The organism is Candidiatus Paracoxiella cheracis, assembly GCF_049348705.1.
Lineage (GTDB): Bacteria > Pseudomonadota > Gammaproteobacteria > Coxiellales > Coxiellaceae > Paracoxiella > Paracoxiella cheracis.
Genome location: NZ_CP186485.1, coordinates 701,787 through 721,585 on the forward strand (window position 1 = coordinate 701,787; position 19,799 = coordinate 721,585).

At 43.6% G+C, this 19,799-nt stretch carries 24 protein-coding genes and 1 pseudogene; 16 read left to right on the forward strand and 9 right to left on the reverse strand.

Annotated features, from left to right (window positions below; genetic code table 11):
• Positions 1-29: 29 nt before the first annotated feature.
• Positions 30-206, forward strand: coding sequence for a CHRD domain-containing protein (locus ACJMKR_RS03690; protein WP_423063827.1), 177 nt, complete (start codon positions 30-32; stop codon positions 204-206).
• 2 nt (positions 207-208) lie between these two features.
• Here the strand turns inward: ACJMKR_RS03690 and ACJMKR_RS03695 are convergent, their stop codons facing one another.
• From ACJMKR_RS03695 to ACJMKR_RS03710, 4 genes and pseudogenes are all read right to left on the reverse strand, one after another.
• Positions 209-652: a disulfide bond formation protein B gene (locus ACJMKR_RS03695; RefSeq protein WP_423063828.1), complete on the reverse strand. Its 444-nt coding sequence runs from the start codon at positions 650-652 to the stop codon at positions 209-211.
• Positions 652-1,305, reverse strand: a complete 654-nt coding sequence (locus ACJMKR_RS03700) for a thioredoxin domain-containing protein (protein WP_423063829.1) — start codon at positions 1,303-1,305, stop codon at positions 652-654. The genes ACJMKR_RS03695 and ACJMKR_RS03700 overlap by 1 nt, the downstream gene beginning before the upstream one ends.
• The gene (locus ACJMKR_RS03705; RefSeq protein WP_423064179.1) at positions 1,298-2,017 is read right to left on the reverse strand and encodes an MBL fold metallo-hydrolase; all 720 of its coding nucleotides are present in this window, start codon (positions 2,015-2,017) and stop codon (positions 1,298-1,300) included. The genes ACJMKR_RS03700 and ACJMKR_RS03705 overlap by 8 nt, the downstream gene beginning before the upstream one ends.
• Before the next feature lie 173 nt (positions 2,018-2,190).
• Positions 2,191-2,942, reverse strand: a pseudogene (locus ACJMKR_RS03710) (IS1 family transposase).
• Between the two features lie 159 nt (positions 2,943-3,101).
• On the opposite strand from ACJMKR_RS03710, the gene ACJMKR_RS03715 reads away from it, so the two are divergent.
• From ACJMKR_RS03715 to dusA, 9 genes are all read left to right on the forward strand, one after another.
• A complete protein-coding gene (locus tag ACJMKR_RS03715; RefSeq protein ID WP_423063830.1) occupies positions 3,102-4,019 on the forward strand; it encodes a FimV/HubP family polar landmark protein in 918 nt (305 codons plus the stop codon).
• Between the two features lie 2 nt (positions 4,020-4,021).
• Positions 4,022-4,807 (forward strand): tRNA pseudouridine(38-40) synthase TruA, encoded by a 786-nt coding sequence (gene truA, locus ACJMKR_RS03720; RefSeq protein ID WP_423064180.1) that lies wholly within the window; start codon positions 4,022-4,024, stop codon positions 4,805-4,807.
• Positions 4,808-4,885: 78 nt separating this feature from the next.
• Positions 4,886-5,761 carry an acetyl-CoA carboxylase, carboxyltransferase subunit beta gene (gene accD, locus ACJMKR_RS03725; protein ID WP_423063831.1) on the forward strand — a complete coding sequence of 292 codons (876 nt, stop codon included), beginning with the start codon at positions 4,886-4,888 and terminating at the stop codon, positions 5,759-5,761.
• Between the two features lie 100 nt (positions 5,762-5,861).
• Entirely contained in the window at positions 5,862-7,157 is a 1,296-nt protein-coding gene (gene folC / locus ACJMKR_RS03730; RefSeq protein WP_423063832.1) for a bifunctional tetrahydrofolate synthase/dihydrofolate synthase, read from the forward strand.
• 11 nt (positions 7,158-7,168) lie between these two features.
• Entirely contained in the window at positions 7,169-7,912 is a 744-nt protein-coding gene (locus ACJMKR_RS03735; protein ID WP_423063833.1) for an SPOR domain-containing protein, read from the forward strand.
• Entirely contained in the window at positions 7,909-8,454 is a 546-nt protein-coding gene (locus ACJMKR_RS03740) for a CvpA family protein (RefSeq protein WP_423063834.1), read from the forward strand. The genes ACJMKR_RS03735 and ACJMKR_RS03740 overlap by 4 nt, the downstream gene beginning before the upstream one ends.
• 3 nt (positions 8,455-8,457) lie before the next feature.
• Positions 8,458-9,987: an amidophosphoribosyltransferase gene (gene purF / locus ACJMKR_RS03745; protein WP_423063835.1), complete on the forward strand. Its 1,530-nt coding sequence runs from the start codon at positions 8,458-8,460 to the stop codon at positions 9,985-9,987.
• Positions 9,988-9,991: 4 nt separating this feature from the next.
• Complete coding sequence (locus tag ACJMKR_RS03750; protein ID WP_423063836.1) at positions 9,992-10,429, forward strand: host attachment protein; 438 nt, start codon at positions 9,992-9,994, stop codon at positions 10,427-10,429.
• A gap of 27 nt (positions 10,430-10,456) precedes the next feature.
• A complete protein-coding gene (dusA, locus tag ACJMKR_RS03755; RefSeq protein ID WP_423063837.1) occupies positions 10,457-11,425 on the forward strand; it encodes a tRNA dihydrouridine(20/20a) synthase DusA in 969 nt (322 codons plus the stop codon).
• Here the strand turns inward: dusA and rpmE are convergent.
• Positions 11,409-11,648 (reverse strand): 50S ribosomal protein L31, encoded by a 240-nt coding sequence (gene rpmE, locus ACJMKR_RS03760; RefSeq protein ID WP_423063838.1) that lies wholly within the window; start codon positions 11,646-11,648, stop codon positions 11,409-11,411. The genes dusA and rpmE overlap by 17 nt on opposite strands.
• Positions 11,649-11,900: 252 nt before the next feature.
• Here rpmE and ACJMKR_RS03765 point away from each other — a divergent pair, with 252 nt between their 5' ends.
• Entirely contained in the window at positions 11,901-13,097 is a 1,197-nt protein-coding gene (locus ACJMKR_RS03765) for an MFS transporter (RefSeq protein ID WP_423063839.1), read from the forward strand.
• On the opposite strand, the gene ACJMKR_RS03770 is transcribed toward ACJMKR_RS03765, so the two are convergent.
• The 3 genes from ACJMKR_RS03770 to ACJMKR_RS03780 are packed head-to-tail and all read right to left on the reverse strand — an operon-like array spanning position 13,090 to position 14,207.
• The gene (locus ACJMKR_RS03770; RefSeq protein WP_423063840.1) at positions 13,090-13,356 is read right to left on the reverse strand and encodes a BolA family protein; all 267 of its coding nucleotides are present in this window, start codon (positions 13,354-13,356) and stop codon (positions 13,090-13,092) included. The genes ACJMKR_RS03765 and ACJMKR_RS03770 overlap by 8 nt on opposite strands.
• A 3-nt stretch (positions 13,357-13,359) precedes the next feature.
• The gene (locus ACJMKR_RS03775; protein WP_423063841.1) at positions 13,360-13,659 is read right to left on the reverse strand and encodes a YciI family protein; all 300 of its coding nucleotides are present in this window, start codon (positions 13,657-13,659) and stop codon (positions 13,360-13,362) included.
• 8 nt (positions 13,660-13,667) lie between these two features.
• Positions 13,668-14,207 carry a septation protein A gene (locus ACJMKR_RS03780; protein ID WP_423063842.1) on the reverse strand — a complete coding sequence of 180 codons (540 nt, stop codon included), beginning with the start codon at positions 14,205-14,207 and terminating at the stop codon, positions 13,668-13,670.
• 89 nt (positions 14,208-14,296) lie between these two features.
• On the opposite strand from ACJMKR_RS03780, the gene ACJMKR_RS03785 reads away from it, so the two are divergent.
• The 5 genes from ACJMKR_RS03785 (at position 14,297) to rluB (ending at position 18,272) form a co-directional block, all read left to right on the forward strand.
• A complete protein-coding gene (locus ACJMKR_RS03785) occupies positions 14,297-14,914 on the forward strand; it encodes an L-threonylcarbamoyladenylate synthase (protein ID WP_423063843.1) in 618 nt (205 codons plus the stop codon).
• Positions 14,904-15,923: a phosphotransferase gene (locus ACJMKR_RS03790; protein WP_423063844.1), complete on the forward strand. Its 1,020-nt coding sequence runs from the start codon at positions 14,904-14,906 to the stop codon at positions 15,921-15,923. The genes ACJMKR_RS03785 and ACJMKR_RS03790 overlap by 11 nt, the downstream gene beginning before the upstream one ends.
• A gap of 167 nt (positions 15,924-16,090) precedes the next feature.
• Positions 16,091-16,888, forward strand: a complete 798-nt coding sequence (locus tag ACJMKR_RS03795) for a segregation and condensation protein A (protein ID WP_423063845.1) — start codon at positions 16,091-16,093, stop codon at positions 16,886-16,888.
• Between the two features lie 5 nt (positions 16,889-16,893).
• On the forward strand, positions 16,894-17,547 hold the full coding sequence (gene scpB, locus ACJMKR_RS03800) for an SMC-Scp complex subunit ScpB (RefSeq protein WP_423063846.1): 654 nt from the start codon (positions 16,894-16,896) through the stop codon (positions 17,545-17,547).
• 2 nt (positions 17,548-17,549) lie between these two features.
• Complete coding sequence (gene rluB, locus ACJMKR_RS03805) at positions 17,550-18,272, forward strand: 23S rRNA pseudouridine(2605) synthase RluB (protein ID WP_423064181.1); 723 nt, start codon at positions 17,550-17,552, stop codon at positions 18,270-18,272.
• A 101-nt stretch (positions 18,273-18,373) separates the two neighbouring features.
• Here rluB and ACJMKR_RS03810 read toward each other — a convergent pair whose 3' ends face one another.
• Positions 18,374-19,738, reverse strand: coding sequence for an MFS transporter (locus ACJMKR_RS03810; protein ID WP_423063847.1), 1,365 nt, complete (start codon positions 19,736-19,738; stop codon positions 18,374-18,376).
• Between the last annotated feature and the right edge of the window lie 61 nt (positions 19,739-19,799).

Here is a 19,799-nt window from a genome sequence, read left to right on the forward strand (position 1 = left end):
TCACCTGTCCCGTAGGAACAACCGGTATCATGTGGGGCAGCTATAAATTAGCGGGCAATAATCAATTAACCCCGCCGTTGACACTCGCAGCAGAAAAGAAAGCGCTGATGGATGGAAAACTTTATGTGAACATTCACACATGCTTGAATGAAGCAGGTGAGTTGCGAGGCCAGATTATTCCGGCGACTTCGCAGTCTGATCAGTGAAGCTACTCAGGATTTTTTTTGTGGGCGCACGCGGCTAATACTAAAAAGACAATAATTGCTAAGCTGCCGAGGGCGCCGAGAAATGGAAATGTAATGAAGCCTAGCCACTGAAAATGAATGTGACTGCAATCGGGCCCGCTCACGCCGCAAAGGCTAATGGGCGCAAAGCCGACTACCATTTGCTCTAAATATTGATAGAGCGAAAATAAAAATCCAAGCACAGCGAGAGGCAGGGCGTACTTCACGATGCCGTGATTCTCGCGGAAAGCTGCAATGCCTAAAATGATGACCAGCGGATAGATACAAATCCGTTGGTACCAACATAAATCGCAGACGGGCCATTCTTTCACAACGCTAAAGTAAAGCGACACCATCGTGGCGATGAGCGCGATTACCCATGCGAAATAAAGACCATAATGACGGCTTATTTTACAGTTACAACGCATTATTTTTGTTTCGCGGCGGCGATTAATTGGTCGACGCGTTTCATTGTTAATGGATCAACAATCATGCCATTGACATAAAGTGTTGGTGTGGCTAATTGGTTATTCATAATTTTCATGCCCAATTTAAAATTCGTATCGATGCTTGTTGAGTGCTCGCTTGCAAAAATGCAATTACTCAATGTGCTTAAATTGGCTTGTGGTACGGCGGCTTTTGCAAATTTTAATAAGGTGGGGATCGTTGCCCAATCATTTTGTTCTGGCGGTTGGTGCTGATAAAGGTATTTTACAAAAGGATAATAGAAAGATTTGTTTTGATGGTATAAACACAGTGCGGCATTGGCAGCCGGAATCGAGCCTGGAATAAATGCAACGACGATCATCGTATATTTTGCGATGCCGGTATAGATATATTTTTTCTTAATTTTGGGAAATAGTGCGTTGTTGTATCGCATACAATTGCTGCATTTTAAATCTTCGAACGCGACGATCTGCACGGGAGCATTTTCATTGCCTAAGGTTGGTTGTCCATTCGTTGGAATGTTAACTGCTTGGGGCAATTTTATTCGAGGTGACAATGCCACGGCCAACACGGACACAGCAACTGCAACGATTGCCGTGATGATTACTAAAGGTTTTATAAGAGATTTAGCCATGTTCGTTATCCTTGTTATTCGCGCTGGGTATAGATAAACCGCATTTTATATTGGCAGGTACTGCAACGTCCATCATGGTTGGTTTTTCCAAGTTTAATTGGTTCGTGATGGTAGCATATTCTTCTGCCGAGCTCACCTGAAGTCGTGGATTAAATCGTTTTTCTTCGCCGATGGTGCTGACTGTCATGCCATTATAATCGTGAGCAGGGTAAACTAGCGTTTCTTCCGGTAGTTTTAGTAATTTGTTAAATAAACTGTCGTACTGTTTGTATGCATCGCCTTGTTGAAAATCGGTTCGCCCCGTCGCGCGAATGAGCAGTGTGTCGCCGGTAAAAACACGATCGTTCATCAAAAAAGAAAAAGAGTCGTTTGTATGGCCGGGTGTGTAGAGCGCTTTTAGTGAAATGCCATCCAGATTAAGCGTTTCGGCTTCTTTCAATCTTAGTGAGATGCATTCTGCGGGTGCTTGTTCGCCCATCGCAATGTCACAACTATATTGCTGACGCAATAAACCCGATGCCGTAATGTGGTCGGCGTGAGTATGTGTATCGATGACGAAGAGGAGCTTCACTTCCAGCTCGTCGAGCAATTGTTGGTATAAATTCATCCGATCCCGTACGGGGTCGATGAGCAGGGCTTCTCGCCCTCGGCCAGATCCAATTAAGTAGGTGTAGGTGCATGACTTAGGGTCAAATAGCTGACGAAATAACACCGGGACATCCTCTTGTCTGTAAAGACCCTCATGATAGAAAATTAATGGCAAAAAACAAAGGGGTAGCGGCATTAAATAATAACTGCATGATTTAATGATGGATTTATACATCCGTTTTCTGGGCGAGAGGTGGGTAGAGAGCGATGGTGGTGCCTCATTTTTGTTGATGGCATCTAAATAACCCTCCCAAACTCGTGCCTATTGATAAATAATCCGATGACAATGTCGTGCAATTTATCCAGTTTAGAAAAGCAAATCGTCTTTCTCGCTAATCGCTTTATTCGTGTGCGCAACGTGAGATGCTTTCGTTCAATCGCTTGGGTATTTTGCTTTCCCACCAAATGTTTTGATTGAGGCAGGTGTCTTTCATAAGCACCCCAATCATCTGTATAGTAAAAGTTGATATCAAATGAGCTCAGTTTTTCTTTCAGTGCTTTAAATGCTGAATCTTTTCTTGGACCAAAATGATAAGCTAACACCTCATGTGTATGGTGATCAATCGCATGCCAAAGCCAACGTTGATTCTGTTTATTTCGAACAAAACTCCACATTTCATCCAGCTCCGCTTCTTCAACTTGTACAACATTAACAGTAACAGACGCACCAAGTGATTCTTTTTCCTTTAAAAGTCGTGTATTGACGCTCTCCAAACCTTCACCCTTTTTTTTAATTCACCAATAACAGTGTTAATGCTAATACGTAAAATGCGTGCAGTATCTCTGACGCCACTACCATTCATTGCCATATCAACTATTTTATCTTTAACACCAGGGGCACGAGCATTATGTGTGTAATCTAGAAGAAATGTATTTTTCTCACAAGCATTATTTTTACATTGAAACCTTTGCTTTCCTGTACTGCTGACGCCAAATTTTACAACCTCATGTAAACAGCAGCAGGGGCAAGCAACATTGATTCTTGCCATTCATGCAATCCTTATCCTAATGATTTTCTGAAATAGCAAAATATATCACATCAACAAAAATGAGGCACTACCGAGAGCGATTAACTGACTGACTCATAAGATGAAATCTGATATATTGTCTAGCGTTCAAGCATAATATATTAATGAGGGGGAAAAGGGTTGAACAAATGCATCCGTTATCTAGTGGTTGGGCTCATGTTGTTGCCGTTGTCAGCGCTGGCTGCTAACGATGTTACGCGTCAAGCAACACCGGTTCAAAATTATCAATCCGCAGACGATACCAATACAACAAACAATAATCCAAATCAAAAATGGATTGACTCGACACAGTCTTCATCGAACTCAGCCGCAGCCAAGAAAGTTGCGTCAAACCCATCTGCTGACACAACGAAATCAGGTAGCACTATTCCCGAAAAGGCCGAAAAATCCATAGCGCAAATGGATAGCGTGCCCGATCATCAAGGCGTGCAAATGTTGCAGGCAGAGCTCACGCAGATTAATCAAAATAATTTGTCATTTCAGCAAAAAATGGATGAACGTGTACTGGAGTTGAGTAATAAAAATCAACAGCTAGAACAACGGTTACAAGAACTCACACAAGCCATGACGTTGTTAAATCAAGAAATTATTTCGCTGAAAAAAACAACGGATTCATTAAAATATTTAAAAAATGCTCAGCCCATTCGTCACACTGCAGCCTCAACATTCGTTGAGTGGGCGCAAATAATCAATAATCATTTGGGCTCTACGGGGCTTAAAGCGATTATAAGTGGAGTTGTTATTTTGATTATATTATTACTGTGGGCAATTTGGCCGCGTAATAATAAAAAGAAAAAACAAAAAACTGCAAATCGAAATTCAAAATCAGGCGATCATCTTGACGGCACAGAAGCTGAATATGATTATATGGGTAGCGAGGAAGGTGTTCCCGCCAAATTGGATTTAGCGCGGACTTATATTGCCATGGAAGATTATGACACAGCACGAAAAGTGTTGGCCGAAGTTAATAAGCATGGTGATCAGTCGCATAAAGAACAAGCGCAAGCGATGCTTGATGAGATTCCAGCAGAGTCATAATGATGCAACGCATTGCAGTAGGGTTGCGCTACGACGGAACGGGATATCATGGTTGGCAAGTCCAAGAAGGGCTCAGCACTGTTCAGGGCACGGTTGAAAGAGCGTTATCAGCGGTAGCTGATCATCCCGTGAGTGTGACCTGCGCAGGGCGTACCGATGCCGGCGTTCACGCAACGGCACAAACTATTCATTTCGATACTCGGGCTCACCGCAGTGATTATTCCTGGGTCTTTGGTGCTAATAGCAATCTTCCGAATAATATTAGTGTGCTGTGGGCAAAGCCGGTCAGTGATGATTTTCATGCACGTTATTCGGCGAGGGCGAGACGCTATCGCTATGTTCTCTACAATCATGAAATCCGGCCCGGTATTTTGCGTCATTCCGTCGGATGGTATTATCGACCTCTGGATGAAAAATTGATGCTTGAGGGGGCCAAACATCTGCTTGGTGAGCATGATTTTAATTCCTTTCGCGGCTCAGATTGCCAGGCAAAGAGTCCGATTCGTACGATCCATCAAATTGAGATCTTTCGAATTCGCCGAATGGTTGTCGTGGAGGTTCAGGCCAATGCATTTTTATTACATATGGTTCGCAATATTGTGGGCGTTCTCATGGCGATTGGTTGCGGCGAACGGCCACCGTTGTGGGCTAAAGAGGTTTTGGAGGCTAGGGATCGCACTAAAGGCGGGATGACAATATCACCCAATGGCCTGTATCTTGTGGAGGTTAATTATCCACCGGAATTCGCATTGCCGCGTATGCCGTTGGGTCCCTTTTTTTTGCCATGAAGCCGTGCAGTCCTTTTCGCACAAAGCGTAAAACTTCTGCTATTATTAAATACACGTTTTCATCTCTAGGGAATCACTATGAGCTGGTTTAAAAAATTATTACCGAAAGTTTCTGCTGATAAAAAAAAGAAAGGAGTTCCCGAAGGCATATGGAGTAAATGCCCCGAGTGTACGGCGGTCTTATATCGCGCTGAATTGGAGCGCAATTTAGACGTGTGCCCGAAATGTAATCACCATTTGCGTCTTAGTGCACGCAAACGCGTCGATCAATTTTTAGATGAAGACGGTCGTGAAGAATTGGCGAAAACCATTGTGCCCGTGGATCGTTTGAAATTCCGTGATACCAAAAAATATAAAGATCGTTTGCATGCTGCCCAGAAAAGTTCGGGTGAAAAAGAAGCGTTGCTTGCTTTTAAAGGTTCTGTATTTGGAATGCCGGTCGTCGCGATTGCATTTGATTTTTCATTTATCGGTGGTTCGATGGGCGCTGCTGTTGGTGAACGATTTGCAATAGGTGCACAAGCAGCGCTCAATGAAAAAATTCCGTTAGTTTGTTTTGCAACGAGTGGTGGTGCGCGTATGCAAGAGGGGTTATTTTCATTGTTTCAAATGGCAAAAACGAGTTCGGTGTTAGCGCGTTTGGGTCAACAAAAAATCCCTTATATTTCGGTGTTAACCGACCCTACGATGGGTGGGGTGTCGGCGAGTTTGGCAACGTTGGGTGATATTATTATTGCAGAGCCTAAGGCTTTGATTGGTTTTTCGGGCCCACGTGTCATTGAACAAACGATTCGGCAAACGCTGCCGGAAGGTTTTCAACGCAGTGAGTTTTTGTTGGAACACGGCGCGATCGATATGGTGGTCGATCGTCGTGATTTGAAAAAAACGGTTGCATCTTTGCTTTCGAAATTAACGCATCAGTCATTTAAAGTTCCAAATACTGTGGAAAGTTGATAGAAATTTTAAAAAGAATTTCAATCGCAGGTTGATACGGAGCGAGTGTTTTTTTGCATGAAATTTTTTCCTGAAACCTGAAAGAGCTATACTGCCCAACATGACATCACAAACGCTTACAGAATGGCTTGATTACATCTATACGCTACATCCGCGTGAAATCGACCTGGGGCTAGAGCGCATTGATGCGCTTGCAAAATCGCTCTCATTAACGCACTTTACCTGTCCGATTGTTACCGTCGCGGGAACAAACGGGAAGGGTTCGATTATAAAATTTCTGGAAAGCATTTATTTAGCCTCGGGTTATCGCGTTGCCGCATACACCTCGCCGCATTTATTAAAATTCAATGAACGCTTGCGAATCAATGGTGAAGAAGCATCGGACGGTGATTTTCTAGGTGCATTTGAATTCATCGAAAAATCGCGAGGCGAGCAAGAATTAAGTTTTTTTGAATTTACGACGTTGGCGGTTTTACACATCTGCCAGCAAAAAAAACTGGATGTTTTATTGCTAGAGGTAGGCCTGGGCGGTCGTTTAGATGCGGTGAACATTGTTGATCCCACGATTGCTGTCATTAGCAACATTGACATCGACCATGTCGATTGGCTAGGCCCCGATCGTGAATCGATCGGCAAAGAAAAAGCCGGCATTATTCGTGCGGGAATTCCTGTGATTTGTGGTGATGATGATCCACCAAAGAGTTTAATCCACGCTGCAAAAAACAATCCGTTTTTTTGTTTTAAAAAAGATTACCGTGTTGACGTTCAATCTGGAAAATGGAATTGGGTTGGTCCTACAATAACGTATCTCCATTTACCCATGCCGCAATTAAAACTAGCTAATGCTGCCACAAGTTTAATGGTCGTTGAACAACTGCAATCACGACTACCCGTGACGCAATTTGGGATCCTTGCGGGAATAAAAAAAGCGTCGTTGTCAGGCCGTTTTGAAATAATTCAAAAAGCGCTTGGGGTGTTGCCGAGTCGGGGGGGCTTGAGCGTGAGTTCAAGGACAATCATTTATGATGTAGCCCACAACCCACAATCTATGGCTTACCTCGCTGAGCAACTGCGCCGCCTGCCTACTCAAGGTCGCACACTGGCAGTCGTTGGTATGCTCACGGACAAAGACATTGGGCGCTCGGTGGCTAAACTCATACCACTCGTCGACCAATGGTATGCTGGGGGGTTAGAGGTCAAAAGAGGGGCGAAGGCCGAACAAATCACCTCAGAATTAACCACACAAGGCGTAAAAAACTGTTATAATTTCGCGTCGGTGATAGAGGCGCTTGAGCGGGCTATCAGCGAATGTTGGGAGCAGGACAGGCTGCTCATTTTTGGCTCATTTTATACCGTGGCTAGTGTGAAACAATATTTCAAAGCTGAGTTAGAGTAGGGAGGGGGTCTATGCAAACTAAAACTAAACAGCGAGTCATTGGAGGGATTGTTCTTTTAGCAGTTGTGGCAATATTCCTGCCTTTGCTATTTCACAACTCGCGACCTTCTGCGGACCTCAAACTATCGACAAATGTACCTCTGGCACCGGCTAAACCGGAAGTTCAACTGCAATTGCCAGCGATCAGCAGTCCAAAGCCTATATCCACGAGTGTGAATATCGCTCAAGCAGGCGATGCACAGCCACAATCCTCTGAAGCGGTAGCTCAGGAAACGCCGGCGGTTTCACAGCGAATCTTAAATACAACACCAGCGCCGGCAGTCACGCCGAAAGTCGCTGACCATGTTGTGAAATTGCATGACAACGCAACGACCAAACCGGCAATAAAGCCTGCCGAAGAACCAGCACCAAAACATAACCCTAAAACCTCAGCAAAACAAACAGTAAAAAAACCAGTAGTCAGTGCTAAAAAGACTGCAGCAAAGCCGGTTGAACCCGTGTTAAAGTCCTCCGTGCCTGAGGCGTGGGTGATACAAGTGGCGAGCTTTTCTAATTCTGCAAACGCAAAACGGCTCGTCAAACAGTTGCGTGTAAAAGGGTTTGATGTGTACATGCGAGAAAATCAATTGAATCAGCGGACGATTACACGTGTTTTTGTAGGGCCGATCATTGATCAACATAAAGTAAAACAACTGCAACAACAGTTGAAACAACAATTTCAGCTTAAAGGCGTGATAAAAAGATATTCAGTATGATAAACCCAGCAGCGCATAGTTTAAATTGGGTCGATTACTCCATCATAGGTGTTATTGCATTTTCTACGATTATTAGTTTCTTTCGAGGTTTTTCGCGAGAAGCCGTGTCCTTGGTCATTTGGGTAGTCGGTATTCTTATCGCGTTGAAATTTGCAGAACCTGCTTCGATTTTACTTAAATCTTGGATTGCATCGCCCTCATTGCGATATGTGATTGCCTTTGCGGCACTCTTTTTAATAATTTTCATTGTGGGCATATTCGTTAACGCAATTATTCATGCCTTTGTAAAAAATACGGGATTGGGCGTGACGGATCGTATACTGGGTATTATTTTCGGAGTGGCGCGTGGCTTGTTCATCGTTGCTGTTTTGTTAATGTTTGTGAGTGTGGGTAAAATTAAAGACGGTACTTATCTCGCGCAATCTCGAATCGCACCGGAATTTAAACCGATGGTTGTTTGGCTCAACAGTTTTTTGCCTCTGCAAATGAAGCAGTTTTCACAATGGGTCATGAACGAAAACGAAGATAGTGAGGCTAATTAAACGATGTGTGGCATTGTTGGAATTATTGCAAACCGGCGTGTGAATCAAGATATTTATGATGCGCTCACGATCGTACAGCATCGCGGCCAAGATGCTGCTGGTATGATGACGAGCGATGGCGATCGAATCTTTTTACGCAAATCAAACGGCTTAGTTCGCGATGCGATACGCGAGCCGCACATGTTACAGCTGCGCGGTAACATGGGCATTGGGCATGTGCGTTATCCCACGGCGGGCTCGGAGAGCCCTGGTGAGTCCCAGCCATTTTATGTCAATTCACCCTATGGATTGAGTTTAGTTCATAACGGTAATTTAACCAATGTAGTCGAGCTGAAAAAAGATTTAGTTCGCGCAGACCTCCGCCATTTGAATACCAGTTCAGATTCAGAAGTGTTATTAAATGTCGTTGCGCACGAGTTACAGCGTGCAGGTGGAACAACACTCACGCCTAAAGAGTTATTTAAAGCGATGAGTAAAGTATATTCGCGTGTTCAAGGTGCATTTGCAGCGGTGATGATGATTAATGGATATGGCATTGTGGGATTTCGTGATCCGAATGCGATTCGTCCTCTCGTGTATGGTAAGCGTGAAAATGAGCACGGCATCGAATTCATGTTGGCGTCGGAAAGTATTGCCTTGGATGTGTTGGGTTTTGAGCTGGTTGGGGATGTCGGTCCGGGTGAAGTGATTTATTTCGATCGCGAGGGTAATGTTCACAAGCAGCAATGCGCGAAGAAAGTTCGTCGGTGTCCGTGTATTTTTGAATATATTTATTTGGCTCGCGCAGATTCAATCATCGATAATATTCCGCTGTATCAAGCGCGTCTTGGCATGGGTCGCAGTTTAGCAAAGAAAATTTTACGCGATCATCCGAATCACGATATTGATATTGTCATCCCAATTCCCGATACCAGTCGCACCTCGGCTTTGGCATTGTCACAAGAATTAGGTGTGCCTTATTCCGAAGGGTTTGTGAAAAATCGTTACATCGGTCGCACGTTTATTATGCCTGGTCAAGCGATGCGTCGCAGTTCGGTGCGCATGAAATTAAATGCGATTAAGCAAGAGTTTTCAGGAAAAAACGTGTTGTTGGTCGATGACTCCATTGTGCGTGGGACGACATCACAGAAAATTATTCAAATGGCGCGCGATGTTGGTGCAAAAAAAGTATATTTTGCATCGGCTGCACCTGAAGTGCGTTATCCCAATGTTTACGGGATTGATATGCCAAATGCCAAAGAATTAATTGCGCATGATAAATCGGCTGAAGATGTGGCGCGAATAATCGGTGCGGATTGGTTAATCTATCAAGATTTGAAAGACATTTATCAAGCCGTGAATGATGCTGCGCTTGATGAGGTCTCAAAGATTGAACGTTTTGAAGATTCGGTATTCACGGGTGATTATATCGCGGGAAATGTCACCGATGAGTATTTAGCGGAGCTAGCAAAACTGCGAAGTGATACCGCCAAAGAAGCGTTTCGTAGTTTGGGTGGCAATAATCAATTGAATGACTTGACGGAAGGAGATTGATTCAATGACAAAAACATGGATATTAGTAGCTAATGCGAGCAAAGCCAAAATATTTTCAGTCAATAAACTCAAATTTTTAACCGGCAAAGAAAAGCTAGAGTCGGTACAAGAATTCACGCATCCAGCGAGTCGTAAAAAAGACGTTGATATTGCTTCTGATAAATTGGGACATTATAAAGAAGGTAGTTTTGTAGAGCCGACTGACCCCAAAAAATATGAAGCCGAAAGTTTTGCACGTGAGATAGTGAGCACCCTAGAAGCCGCACGAGTGGCGAATGAATTCGATGAATTAATTCTCGTGGTTCCAGCACAATTTCGTGGCATGATGAATAAACATTTACGCTCACCCTTAGAGCAAGTCATTTCCAAAGTGATCGAAAAAGACTATACAAAAGATGGTGAAAAGGTTTTGGAGAAGCATCTGCTCAAACAGATTGGCTAGCGAATTATTAGCAGACGCATACACACTATGACGAAGAATCGATTAATTTCGATTGCCCCGATGATGGCCTACAGTGACCGCCATTTTCGTATGTTAATGCGTCTGTTAAGTAAGCACGCATTATTATATACCGAGATGGTGACGACGGCAGAATTATTGCGAAATAAACGTTCTCGTGCGTTGCACTATAATGCTGAAGAACATCCACTAGCACTGCAATTAGGTGGTTCAAGTCCGCAAGAACTTGCTCAATGCGCTCGCATGGGTGAGGAGTGGGGCTATGATGAAATCAATTTGAATGTTGGTTGCCCGAGTGATCGGGTTAACTCAGGGCAGTTCGGTGCTTGTTTAATGAAGCAACCTACATTGGTGGCAGATTGTATTAGCGCAATGAACGATGCCGTCAATATTCCTGTCACAATAAAAACGCGTATCGGTGTCGATGACAGGGATGATTACGAGAGCCTCCATCATTTTGTTCAAGTCAATGCACAAGCAGGCTGTCGTGTTTTTATTATTCATGCGCGTAAAGCTTGGTTGCAGGGTTTGAGTCCGAAAGAAAATCGGACTGTTCCGCCTCTGCGGTATGAAACCGTTTATCGTTTGAAAAAAGCATTTCCTGATTTATCGGTGGTGATTAATGGCGGTATTAAAACAACTGTGCATGTTAAGGCGCATTTGAGTCATGTCGATGGGCTGATGGTTGGTCGGGAAGCGTATCATTCACCATTATTTATTGCTGAATTGGATCGGGTGCTGTATCCACACGCATCTTCCGATGAATTTAGTGTGAAGAATGTACTCCTGCAATATTTGCCTTACGTTGCAAAACAGTTATCAAACGGTGTGAAACTGCATCGCATTACGCGCCACTTACTCGGACTTTGTCATGGTAAACCAGGCGCCAGACAATGGCGTCGATATCTAACGGAAGAAACCCGCAATCATCAAGATGAAATCGGCGTGCTTGAGACAGCGATTAATCTTCTTTCTTAGCTTGCTCAGTATTCGTAGCGCGGTGTTTCTTGTATTTCTTATTAAAGCGCTCTACCCGACCGGCCGTATCCACGATCTTTTGTTGACCCGTATAGAAGGGATGGCAATTGGAGCAGATTTCGAGGTGCAAGTCTCTGCCCGCCGTTGAACGGGTGGTAAAGGTGTTCCCGCAGCTACAAACGACCTTGATTTCGTCATATTTGGGATGGATCTCTTTTTGCATATCTGTTCTCCAAGTTTAGGCGAGAGACTATAGCTCAAAATCGGCCCCAAATGCAAGTCGAGCCCCCATCCCCATAGCGGGTTTGAGCCCTGGCTCAAACCTGGTAGTATTGTTATCACTCTTAATGTAAGGGGTACTGATATGGAAGGTCAGTTTAAAATCAGGCGTCCGCGCTATCTGCCTTGGTTCATTTGTGGGATTGCGGGGCTTTTTTACTATTATGAGTACTTTCTGCGCATCGTTCCGAGTGTGATGGCTCAGCAGGTGATCTATGCTTATCACCTGAATGCAGTTACTTTTAGTGTGTTAGTGGGAAGTTTTTATTTTATCTATATACCGATGCAGCTAATCATCGGTGTCTTTTTTGATCGCTTCAAACCGCGCAGGCTCCTAACGTTTGCACTGATCATTTGTTCCTTGGGGTGTCTGTTTTTTGCCAATGGAGATTGTTTATGGTTAGCGTGCCTGGGTCGATTATTGATTGGCTTTGGCTCCGCGTTTTTTTTTGTAGGCATTTGTAAATTGGCGACTTTGTGGTTGCCGCTCGATCGATTTGCCCTCGTTGCAGGGATCGCTACTTCAATAGGCATGTTTGGCGGTTTAACCGGCGACAATTTATTGTCGAGGCTCATGGAGAGAGCAGGTTGGCGGCTAACCAATTATTTTGTGGGTGCTATTGGGGTTGTCCTCGCATTTATCATTTTTTTGGTGTTAAAAAATAATAAAAAGCGCTATTTCACAGTTTGCCAATCTCATTGGTTGCCTGATCTTAAATCGGGTTATCGGGGTTTAATCGAATTAATGAAAAATCCGCAGATGTGGATCAATTGCTCTATCGGTTGCCTGCTGCTCGTGCCGCTGTCTGGATTTGCAGAAACATGGGGTATTTCTTATTTAGTGCACGTCATTCATCTGTCAAAGTCACAGGCCGCCTCAGCGGTGTCGATGATTTTTTTAGGTTGGTTTTTGGGAGCACCTATCATCGGCTGGCTTTCAGATGTAATTAAGCAACGGCGTTTGCCTTTAACGGTTGGAGCGACTTTAGCGGCGATACTGATTTCGATTTTGATCTATGTGCCTAATGTAAGTCATGAAGCGGTTTTTTATATTTTATTTCTATTTGGTTTTTGTTCGAGCTCATCTGTCGTTGTGCTCTCAATAAGTCGAGAAATAGGTTCGAGGATATTAACGGGTACATCGGTGGCATTCACTAATATGTTGACGATGGTATCGGGTGTATCGATACCGGTCATTGGTTTTATATTGAATTTAACTTGGAGACATGATGCTGTGAGTCGAATACCGTTTGATGCATCGACCTATCAAATGGCTTTGTCGGTGTTGCCGATTAGTTTAGTAATTGCCGTATTTTTAACGTTTTATTTGCAAGATACGTATTGCAAGCCGGTTGTTAAAAACGTTAGAGAGATAAGGTCGTTCTCTAATTGATTATTTTAATGCGCAATGCGTGAATGTCCGTTTTCATGAGATCGCCAAGCGCATCATAGATCATACGATGACATTGCATTGATGATTTATTCTGAAATGCCATAGCACTTATTTCGACAGTAAAATGTCCACGACCGTCTTTTGCACCCGGATGTCCCACATGACGATGACTATCATCGGTCACGACCAAATGCTGCGGATTTAATGCGGTGGTGAGTCGTTGTTTGATCGTTTCAAGGCGTTGTTGGTTCAATGGCATTATTTATGGTTTTACTTTTTTAAATGGGTGAACAGTGACTCTGGCATAAACGTCGGCTGTCACATACGGATCAGCCGCGGCCCACTCTTTTGCTTCGTCTATGGTGTTAAAATCTGCAATGATGAGGGAGCCTTTGACACCTCCGACAGCAGGATTTTCACCATTTTCGTTATAAAGTGGGCCTGCAACTAATAGTCGATTTTGTTCATTTAAGGTATCTAAGCGTTGTAGGTGTGCAGGGCGGACGCTGCGGCGTCGCTCCATGCTATCTTCTCGATCTTCACAATAAATCACGTAGTACATAATGAGCCTTATTTATTTGAGGGTTTTTTCATATATTTGGCAATATAAAGTGATTGGCCAATAATAAAGACCAGCATTAAACCCAGTGTGCCAAATAATTTAAAATTAACCCAGGCGTTGGTGTGGTAGTGATAAACCACGTACACATTGAGAATACCCAACACAAAAAAGAAAATGGCCCAACTCATATTCAAACGCGGCCAAACTCTGTCAGGCAGTGAAATTTTGTCACCGAGCATGCGGTGTATCAGCGGTGTTTTCCCGAAGAAATGGCTGCCAAATAAAACGGCTGCAAAGATCCAATATACAATGGTGGGCTTCCATTTTACAAAGATGGCCTTATGGAAAATCAACGTTAAACTGCCAAGCACAATGATGAACACAAAGGTGATGAGGTGTAGTTTTTCAAAGCGTCGGTGTTTAAGCCAATACGCACCGAGTTGCAGTCCTGAGGCGGCCATTGCCACGGCTGTTGCAACATAGATACCCCAAAGCTTGTAGGCGATGAAGAAACAAATGATGGGGAAATAATCGAATAAGAATTTCATCAGTTGTGGTTCTCGGTCACTAGTAGTAAGCTCTCAAGCCAAATACTATACTATTATTCGTAGAAAATCAGCAAATTGAGGTAGTTCCCTTGACCACGATTTTAGCCATTCATCCGCAAAATCCGCAGGCACGGCTGGTGGAGCAGGTTGTCGAGAGGATCAGGCGCGGAGGCGTGATCGTATATCCGACCGATTCCGATTATGCGCTGGGTTGCCAAATTGGGAATAAAAATGCAGTAGAGACGATTCGTCGGATTCGTCAGTTGGATAAGCGCCATAAGTTTACCCTGCTGTGTCGTGATCTATCCGAAATCGCGGTATATGCTCATGTTGATAATCCCGTGTTTCGTTTTTTAAAAGCACACACGCCGGGGCCTTATACGTTTATATTACCGGCAACGAAAGAAGTGCCGCGTCGTTTGGTGCATCCAAAACGTAAGACCATCGGTATTCGGATTCCACAGCATGAGATTGTAATGGCTATATTAAAAGAATTAGAAGAACCGCTCATGAATGTGACGTTGCAATTACCCGATCAAGACTACCCAATGACGGATATTGCTGAAATTGAAGACCAGCTATCCGGACGAGTCGATTTGATTATCGATGGTGGGCCTTGTGGCGTTGAACCCACAACAATCGTCGATTTGACATCGGGTGTGCCAGAAGTGTTGCGTGAAGGAAAAGGAGACACACGTGACTTTTGAATTAACGCAGCCGTTGCTTGATCGAGTTTGCAAACAATTCAACTTGGGAGAAATAATTACAAAGCCGATATTCATCCCAGGCGGTAAAGTGCATCAGGTTTGGAAGTTACAGACAAAAAAGGGCGCTTATGCACTCAAGCGCTTAGCCATTAATACGTCTCCATCATTAGTTGCACTGTATCGTGAAACACAAAAAATTGCAGAGATATTTCAAAAAAATAATATTCCTGTGGTTACGGCGCTTCTTCATAAAAATGATCCCGTTTGTTTTTTAAATAATAATTATTTTATGTTATTCGATTGGGTTCAGGGTGAAAAAATATCACCTCAACAAGCTTTGCGTGATCATGCAGGCAAAATGGGTTGGATGTTGGCGCAAATGCATCAGCTCCATTTATCGCCAACGTTGTTTGATGTGTCTGTATTGAATGAAGATTTTTATAGCCATGTGTTTTCAGAAGAGAAATGGCAAAATTTGGTGGAAAATGCGATCGCACAAAGAATAGCGTATGCAGATAAATTAAAAAATACATTGCCGCTGATATTGAAAGTTTGTCATCGCGCAGAGCAGGCGACGGAACGTTTGAAATCAAAGCGAATTATCGCTCATCGCGATGCAAGCCCCAACAATGTGATTTGGCCAGATCATCAATCACCTATTATTATCGATTGGGAGTTGGCGGGTTTAATCCACCCCACCGTTGATCTATTGGGGGGTGCATTTGATTGGAGCGTTGTAAAATCTGAAGAGGTAAGCACCAAACGATTTAAAGCCTTCGTCAGTGCTTACCACGCGGGTGGAGGACGAGCCGAACACACGGCCGATGCTTTTGAGGCCTTGATAGGGATTTGGTTCAGTTGGATGGAGTTTAACCTGGTGCGGTTTGTCAATGCTGAGAACTCCGTACAGCAAGAGCTTGGCGAGCGTGAGGTTATCCATACACTCATGGTGTTTCACACGGTCTACTCAGAGCAGAATAAATGGATTAAATTAGTAGAAGAGTTATAATTCACATCGTTCATGAATCGATCATCTCAGATGGCATCTCCTAGCCACTTAAGGTATTATTCTTCAGGGCCCTTCTCGTATTGGCAAGCAATTGAAATGTTATTTGATGAGCGAAAATAGATCTCTGGAGGCGCTCGTAATAGAATTTTAACAAGCGGCAATAAAACATGGAAAATCAGAACGTTGTAGAAAATCGCACCATAGAGGCTAAGGTAGGTGGTGAGCCTTTTACAAAGCTCCCTGAAGATCTCTATATTCCGCCGGATGCTCTGAAGGTCTTTCTTGAGGCTTTTGAAGGACCGCTCGATTTACTCCTTTATTTGATTAAAAAGCACAATCTCGATATTCTCGATATTCCTATCGCTGAGATCACACGCCAGTATATGGAATATGTCGAGTTGATGCATGAATTGAAGCTCGAATTAGCTGCGGAATATTTAGTGATGGCGGCGATGTTAGCGGAAATTAAGTCGCGCATGTTGTTGCCGCGGCCACCCGAAGAAGATGATGAGTTGGGTGATCCGCGTGCTGAACTCGTACGGCGATTACAAGAATACGAACGTTATAAAAAAGCGGCGTTCGATATCGATGAAATGCCGCGACTCGAGCGTGATAATTTTGTCGCTGTTGCAATAGCGCCACCGATGGATTTGTCACAAGTGCAAGCGGAAATTAAATTGCCAGAGATTTTAAATGCAATTAAAGATGTATTAGAGCGAACACGATTGTTTACTTCACATCATATTGCACGCGAACCTTTATCGATTCGTGAACGCATGTCGATCGTTTTATCGAGTGTAAAAGTCGATGCGTTTACTGTTTTTACTGATTTATTTACAGTGGAAGAGGGCCGCATGGGTGTGACGGTGACTTTAATTGCAATATTAGAGTTAATCCGCCAGGCAGTCATTGAGTTAGTTCAAGCTGAACCCTTTGCGCCAATTTACGTTAGAGCTAAGGAGTGATAAATATGAGCACAGAAGAACGAAAATTTGTTATTGAAGCCGCTTTGTTTGCATCCGCAGAACCTTTAACGGCAGAGCGGTTGCAACAATTATTTGATGGACGTTCTCGGCCCACTATTTCAGATATAAAAGCCGTGATTGCTGAGTTAACCGAAGACTATCAAGATCGTGGTGTTGAATTGCAAACCGTTGCGAGTGGCTATCGTTTTCAAGCGAAAACAAAATTTGCCGATTGGTTGCAACGTTTGTGGGAGCGAAAACCGCCACGTTATTCGCGAGCTTTTTTAGAAACCTTAGCATTGGTTGCATATCGTCAACCCATTTCTCGCGGTGAAATCGAACAAATTCGAGGTGTGGCAGTTAGCACCGATATTATGAAAAAATTATTGGAGCGTGAGTGGGTCAAAGTGGTTGGGCATCGTGATGTGCCCGGTAAACCCGCGTTGTATGGCACAACCAAGAATTTTTTAGATTATTTTAATTTAACAAGCTTGTCAGAGTTGCCGCCTTTGCAAGATTTAGTCGATCTCGATCAAATCGAAAAGCAATTGAATGAACAATTAGTGTTGGAACCGACAGGTACTGCACCGGCTGTAGCCGAACAGACTGTAGAAGATAACGAACCCGACGCCGAGCCCAACCTAGCACAAGAAGAATAATCATCAAAGAACGAATCCAAAAGCTGCTCGCTGAAGCCGGTTACGGGTCACGCCGGGAAATTGAAACGCTTATAAAAGCGGGCCGGATTAAGGTTAATCGCCGTGTGGCAAAACTCGGTGATCGCGCATCTTTGAAAGATATTATTACCATCGATGGAAATCAATGCGAGCTTCCGGACGAAGCCATAGCAACACGCGTATTGATTTACAACAAACCCGAAGGTGAACTGTGCACGCGTTCAGATCCTGAAGGTCGAAAAACCGTATTTGAATCGTTGCCCCGCATTCAAAACGGGCGATGGATCAATGTCGGGCGTCTTGATATTAATTCCTCGGGTTTATTATTATTTACGAATAATGGCGAACTTGCTAATAAACTCATGCATCCGTCTGCCTCTGTTGAGCGCGAATATGCGGTACGTGTTTTGGGGCATATTACTCCTGATATGACAAAACGTTTAGTACACGGTGTGACGTTGGAGGATGGCAACGCGCGGTTTGAAGATATTGTGGATGCCGGTGGTGAGGGAGCTAATCATTGGTTTTATGTGTTGGTGGTGAGTGGGCGTAATCGTATGGTGCGTCGGTTGTGGGAGTCGCAAGGGTGTAAAGTAAGCCGTTTGATTCGTGTGCGTTTTGGTTCGATAGTTTTGCCGAAGTCATTGCGTCCGGGTAATTGGTCTGAGTCGGATGAGTCGCAGATCAATAGTTTATTAGAGCTCTGAGTTCCTGAAGAATTTGAGAGGAATTTCAATTGCCTGCTAACGCCCGAAAACGCTGACCTATTCTCTTTGCGGCAATTGAAATTCTTTTTCTAGAAACGCTCTTAAGATTTTTGATTAGCAGGACGTTGAAAAAACTCTGAGCTTAACGTTTCGATGCGTTTTAGTCGATAAAAGAGTAGTAAGGAAATCAGCATCAATAGGTCTTGCACAAAAAACACTACCTTAAAAGCAATTAAGGGTATGTGGTGAGATAATTGATCGGCGCCGATCACAGTAATCATGATTAATGCTGCAAACGCAATGCCGAAGCTTGCACTGAGTTGGACAACGGCACTATAAATACTGGTTCCGCGATTAATTTGTTTTTCATTTAGTTTTTTATAGACCAATGAATTCATAGCGGTAAATTGTAAGCCCATGCCGAAGCCAAAAAATAATTGTTGTACGATTAGTAGTGTGGGTGATAAATGAAATGCATTTATCGAAAAGGTTATATAAAGAATCATCATTGCAGTGGTGTTGCACAGTAATAATTTTTGATGGCCGAAGGTGTTTACCCATTTGGTAATAAATAAACGGCTGACCAACGCGCCAAGCATTGAAGGCACCATGAATAATCCAGCTTGTAATGCACTGTATCCATAGCTAGCTTGTAACATGAGTGGTATGAGAAAGGGGGGTGTATTCAAGGTTGCGCGTGCGGTTAGACTTCCAAAAGTTGTGAGCTTGAAGGTGCGATTTTTAAAAACACTAAAGTCCAAGAGAGAGTGTTTGGCCTTCTGAGTATGCCAGACGTAAGCGAGTGTGAGTAGAGTTGCTATGAGTAGGACGCTTAGTTTTTCTATGAGTGAAAACGTTGGCTGCACGACAACGTCAAGGAAAAATAATACTAACCCTAAAGCACCGCCGATGAGTATGAATCCGAGAAAATCAAACGGCTTAATGTGACGTTCTGACAGTCGTGGCAAATACAAGTAAATTAACAGAATGCCCAGTAAGCCAAGAGGTATATTGATAAAAAATATCCAACGCCATCCCAAATACGTTGTAATGGCGCCACCTAAAATTGGGCCGAGGACTAGCCCAAGAATAGTAAAGGTTGATACGCGCGCCATGGCTTGTATGGTGTTATTTCGTCCGTATACTCGCAGTAAGACCAAACGCCCAACTGGCGCTAAGAAGGCGCCACCCATTCCTTGGCAGAGACGAAACACCGTTAACATGATCAGGTTAACAGAGAGTCCGCAACCAATGGAACTTAATAAGAATATACTGACAGCAATAAATAATGTTGCGCGCTCGCCAATGCGCTCGACCAGCCAACCGCTGACAGGGATGAAGATCCCTAACGTTAATAAGTAGGTTGTGATGACAATTTTTAAGTTAATGGGGTTGCTATGTAACGATTTTGCGATTTGCGGTAGAGAGGTATTCAGTACCGTAGCATCGAGCAGTTCCATTAACATGGTCACGGCTATAATGTATATGCTAGCGCGTTTAGTGGTTTTGGAGAGTTCGAGTTGCATG

Coding starts and splice junctions, on each gene's coding strand:
- ACJMKR_RS03690 (WP_423063827.1), top strand. CDS start 30: ATGTGGGGCAGCTATAAATTAGCGGGCAATAATCAATTAACCCCGCCG.
- ACJMKR_RS03695 (WP_423063828.1), bottom strand. CDS start 652: ATGCGTTGTAACTGTAAAATAAGCCGTCATTATGGTCTTTATTTCGCA.
- ACJMKR_RS03700 (WP_423063829.1), bottom strand. CDS start 1,305: ATGGCTAAATCTCTTATAAAACCTTTAGTAATCATCACGGCAATCGTT.
- truA (WP_423064180.1), top strand. CDS start 4,022: ATGCAACGCATTGCAGTAGGGTTGCGCTACGACGGAACGGGATATCAT.
- accD (WP_423063831.1), top strand. CDS start 4,886: ATGAGCTGGTTTAAAAAATTATTACCGAAAGTTTCTGCTGATAAAAAA.
- folC (WP_423063832.1), top strand. CDS start 5,862: ATGACATCACAAACGCTTACAGAATGGCTTGATTACATCTATACGCTA.
- ACJMKR_RS03735 (WP_423063833.1), top strand. CDS start 7,169: ATGCAAACTAAAACTAAACAGCGAGTCATTGGAGGGATTGTTCTTTTA.
- ACJMKR_RS03740 (WP_423063834.1), top strand. CDS start 7,909: ATGATAAACCCAGCAGCGCATAGTTTAAATTGGGTCGATTACTCCATC.
- purF (WP_423063835.1), top strand. CDS start 8,458: ATGTGTGGCATTGTTGGAATTATTGCAAACCGGCGTGTGAATCAAGAT.
- ACJMKR_RS03750 (WP_423063836.1), top strand. CDS start 9,992: ATGACAAAAACATGGATATTAGTAGCTAATGCGAGCAAAGCCAAAATA.
- dusA (WP_423063837.1), top strand. CDS start 10,457: ATGACGAAGAATCGATTAATTTCGATTGCCCCGATGATGGCCTACAGT.
- rpmE (WP_423063838.1), bottom strand. CDS start 11,648: ATGCAAAAAGAGATCCATCCCAAATATGACGAAATCAAGGTCGTTTGT.
- ACJMKR_RS03765 (WP_423063839.1), top strand. CDS start 11,901: ATGGCTCAGCAGGTGATCTATGCTTATCACCTGAATGCAGTTACTTTT.
- ACJMKR_RS03770 (WP_423063840.1), bottom strand. CDS start 13,356: ATGCCATTGAACCAACAACGCCTTGAAACGATCAAACAACGACTCACC.
- ACJMKR_RS03775 (WP_423063841.1), bottom strand. CDS start 13,659: ATGTACTACGTGATTTATTGTGAAGATCGAGAAGATAGCATGGAGCGA.
- ACJMKR_RS03780 (WP_423063842.1), bottom strand. CDS start 14,207: ATGAAATTCTTATTCGATTATTTCCCCATCATTTGTTTCTTCATCGCC.
- ACJMKR_RS03795 (WP_423063845.1), top strand. CDS start 16,091: ATGGAAAATCAGAACGTTGTAGAAAATCGCACCATAGAGGCTAAGGTA.
- scpB (WP_423063846.1), top strand. CDS start 16,894: ATGAGCACAGAAGAACGAAAATTTGTTATTGAAGCCGCTTTGTTTGCA.
- ACJMKR_RS03810 (WP_423063847.1), bottom strand. CDS start 19,738: ATGTTAATGGAACTGCTCGATGCTACGGTACTGAATACCTCTCTACCG.